Here is a 3356-nt window from a genome sequence, read left to right as displayed (position 1 = left end):
GGCATCGCGTCGCGTTCCTGTCGTAGGGGTAGCCCTTGGCGCAATCAGGCCGAGGTGCGCGGGATGGTGTCGTCCTTGCGCAGGGTGAAGATCTCGTAGCCGGTCGCGGTCACCACCAGGGTGTGTTCCCATTGGGCGGAGAGCTTGCGGTCTTTGGTGATGGCGGTCCAGCCGTCGCCCAGCACCTTGGTGTCGGCCTTGCCCTGGTTGATCATCGGCTCGATGGTGAAGGTCATGCCTTCCTTGAGCTCCATGCCGGTGCCGGCCTTGCCGTAGTGGAGGATCTGCGGCTCTTCATGGAACACCTTGCCGATGCCGTGGCCGCAGAACTCGCGCACCACCGAGAAGCCGTTCTTTTCGGCATGCTTCTGGATCACTTCGCCGATGTCGCCCAGGCGGCAGCCCGGCTTGACCAGCTCGATGGCCTTGTACATGCACTCCTGGGTGACCTTGGACAGGCGCTCGGCCCATACCGGCACGCTGCCGACGTGGAACATGCGGCTGGTGTCGCCGTGGTAGCCGTCCTTGATCACGGTGATGTCGATGTTGAGCGTGTCGCCATCCTTGAGCGGCTTGTCGTTGGGGATGCCGTGGCAGACCACATGGTTGATCGAGGTGCAGATCGACTTGGGGTAGCCCTTGTAGTTGAGCGGGGCCGGGATCGCCTGCTGGACGTTGACGATGTAGTCGTGGCAGATGCGGTCGAGTTCTTCGGTGGTGACACCGGGCTTGACGTGTTCTTCGATCATCTCCAGCACTTCGGCGGCCAGGCGGCCGGCGATGCGCATCTTCTCGATGTCTTCTGCGGTCTTGATGGTGACGGTCATTACAGGCTCTCTACGGCGCCGTGCACGGCGCGAACAAACGGGAAAGGCCGGATTCTAGCAGAGCAGGGCGGCATTCTGTCGGGATAAAGGCGGCCATGCTGCTGTCTATAGAGGGCATTCTGGCCTGTTTGCCGGGGTGCTGCAAAAACCGCTGACGGACGCGCCTTTATCCGGGTTCCGTTCGCCCGCGGTCTGTGGTATAAAATGCGCCGCTTTCGGGGACGACCCCGTCAGCCTTAAACCCACACACGTGTCGACACGATGACCTGGGTGCCCGGCAACTTCGAACTGCGGTTCGGTTGCATGGGTTGGTCATTGGGATACGTGGAGGCCCAACCCGACTTATCAAGGAACTATCATGTCCCAAGTCAATATGCGCGATATGCTGAAGGCCGGTGTGCACTTCGGCCACCAGACCCGTTACTGGAACCCGAAAATGGGCAAGTTCATTTTCGGCGCGCGTAACAAGATCCACATCATCAACCTGGAAAAAACCCTGCCGATGTTCAACGACGCTCTGTCGTTCGTTGAGCGCCTGGCCCAGGGCAAGAACAAGATCCTGTTCGTCGGCACCAAGCGTTCCGCCGGCAAGATCGTCGCCGAGCAAGCTGCTCGTTGCGGTTCGCCATACGTTGACCACCGTTGGTTGGGCGGCATGCTGACCAACTACAAGACCATCCGTGCTTCGATCAAGCGTCTGCGCGACCTGGAAACCCAGGCCGACGATGGCACCTTCGCCAAGCTGACCAAGAAAGAAGCCCTGATGCGTTCCCGCGATCTGGAAAAACTGGACCGCAGCCTGGGTGGTATCAAGGACATGGGCGGCCTGCCTGATGCCCTGTTCGTGATCGACGTTGACCACGAGCGCATTGCCATCACCGAAGCTAACAAGCTGGGCATCCCGGTCATCGGCGTTGTCGATACCAACAGCAGCCCAGAAGGCGTTGACTTCGTTATCCCAGGTAACGATGACGCCATTCGCGCTATCGAGCTGTACATGACTTCGATGGCTGACGCCGTCATCCGCGGCCGCAACAATGTTGCCGGCGGCACCGAAGTCTACGCTGAAGAAGCGGCTGCACCAGCTGCTGAGTAATAGGCGCTAGCGTCTACTTGGCACGCGAAAAGGGGGCTTTGCCCCCTTTTTGCCACCTTGAAATCCTGCTGTCAGCATGCGCCCCGCATCATGGGCCGGCTGAATCAGAAACAGCGGATTTGCAGAATTGAACGCCCGTGACGAGCGGGTGGAATGGTTGAAAAACTTTCCAAGAGGATTTTGAAATGGCAGCAATTACTGCAGCGCTGGTGAAAGAACTGCGCGAGCGTACCGGCGAAGGCATGATGGATTGCAAGAAGGCCCTGGAAAAGGCCGGCGGCGACATCGAGAAAGCCATTGACGACATGCGTGCCTCGGGCGCCATCAAGGCCGCCAAAAAGGCTGGCAACGTCGCTGCTGAAGGCGCTATCGCGGTCAAAGCCGACGGTAAATCCGCCGTCCTGCTGGAAGTGAACTCGCAGACCGACTTCCTGGCCCTGCAAGACGACTTCAAGAACTTCGTCGCCGAAAGCCTCGAAGAAGCCTTCGCCCAGAAGCTGACCGACGCAGCTCCGCTGATCGCTTCGCGTGAAGCGGCTCGTGAAGCCCTGGTTGCCAAGTGCGGCGAAAACGTCAACATCCGTCGCCTGGCGCGCGTTGAAGGCGACGTTGTCGGCGCCTACCTGCACGGCAACAAGATCGGTGCTGTCGTGGTTCTGAAAGGCGGCGACGTCGACCTGGCCAAGAACATCGCCATGCACGTTGCAGCTTCGAACCCAGAGTTCCTGGACGCGTCGGAAATCTCCGCCGAGGCCATCGAGCGCGAGAAGAACGTCTTCCTGCAGCTGAACGCCGACAAGATCGCCGGCAAGCCGGAAAACATCGTTGAGAACATGATCAACGGTCGTATCACCAAGTTCAAAGCCGAAGCTTCGCTGAAAGAGCAAGCTTTCGTGATGAACCCGGAAGTCAAAGTTGGCGAACTGGCCAAGAAAGCCGGTGCTGAAATCGTTTCCTTCACCTACTTCAAGGTTGGCGAAGGCATCGAGAAGCCAGTCGACGACTTCGCTGCTGAAGTTGCCGCTCAGGTAGCTGCTGCCAAGCAGTAAGACAGCCCCGTCTGTCGCCCCAAAGAGGCTGCCCGCTCACGCGCGCAGCCTCTTTGTCAAAGCGGGAGCGGTTTACGAGACCGTCGCTCGCTGACGCAGTTGCTGCGTCACGTTAGAGTTACATGCAGGCTCAAGCAGCCCGCCAGAATTTTTTACAAACGCCGCAGGAGAGATTCGCAATGGCTCAGCAGGGCAGTGGTCATCAGGCTCGCTATAAACGCATTCTACTCAAACTTAGCGGCGAGGCCCTGATGGGCTCGGAAGAGTTCGGGATCGACCCCAAGGACCTGGATCGCATGGCGCTGGAAGTCGGCCAACTGGTCGGCATTGGTGTTCAGGTAGGTCTGGTTATCGGTCGTGGCAACCTGTTCCGTCCTGCGGCGC

Annotated in this window: 3 protein-coding genes and 1 pseudogene; 3 read left to right on the top strand and 1 reads right to left on the bottom strand. The window is 59.3% G+C overall.

Annotation, left to right across the window (positions count from 1 at the left end; translation table 11 throughout):
• Positions 1 to 44: 44 nt before the first annotated feature.
• Positions 45 to 827 (bottom strand): type I methionyl aminopeptidase, encoded by a 783-nt coding sequence (gene map, locus B3E94_RS25115; protein WP_176513535.1) that lies wholly within the window; start codon positions 825 to 827, stop codon positions 45 to 47.
• A gap of 358 nt (positions 828 to 1185) precedes the next feature.
• On the opposite strand from map, the gene rpsB reads away from it, so the two are divergent.
• From rpsB to B3E94_RS25100, 3 genes and pseudogenes are all read left to right on the top strand, one after another.
• Complete coding sequence (gene rpsB, locus B3E94_RS25110) at positions 1186 to 1923, top strand: 30S ribosomal protein S2 (RefSeq protein WP_176513532.1); 738 nt, start codon at positions 1186 to 1188, stop codon at positions 1921 to 1923.
• A gap of 185 nt (positions 1924 to 2108) precedes the next feature.
• On the top strand, positions 2109 to 2972 hold the full coding sequence (gene tsf, locus B3E94_RS25105; RefSeq protein ID WP_134825640.1) for a translation elongation factor Ts: 864 nt from the start codon (positions 2109 to 2111) through the stop codon (positions 2970 to 2972).
• Between the two features lie 179 nt (positions 2973 to 3151).
• Positions 3152 to 3356 (top strand): annotated as a pseudogene (locus B3E94_RS25100) (UMP kinase); the annotation flags it as partial.

Origin of the sequence: Pseudomonas sp. UBA6315 (assembly GCF_002438125.1) — a bacterium.
GTDB classification, from domain to species: Bacteria; Pseudomonadota; Gammaproteobacteria; order Pseudomonadales; family Pseudomonadaceae; genus Aquipseudomonas; species Aquipseudomonas faucium.
This window is presented reverse-complemented; position numbering and strand designations above follow the sequence as displayed.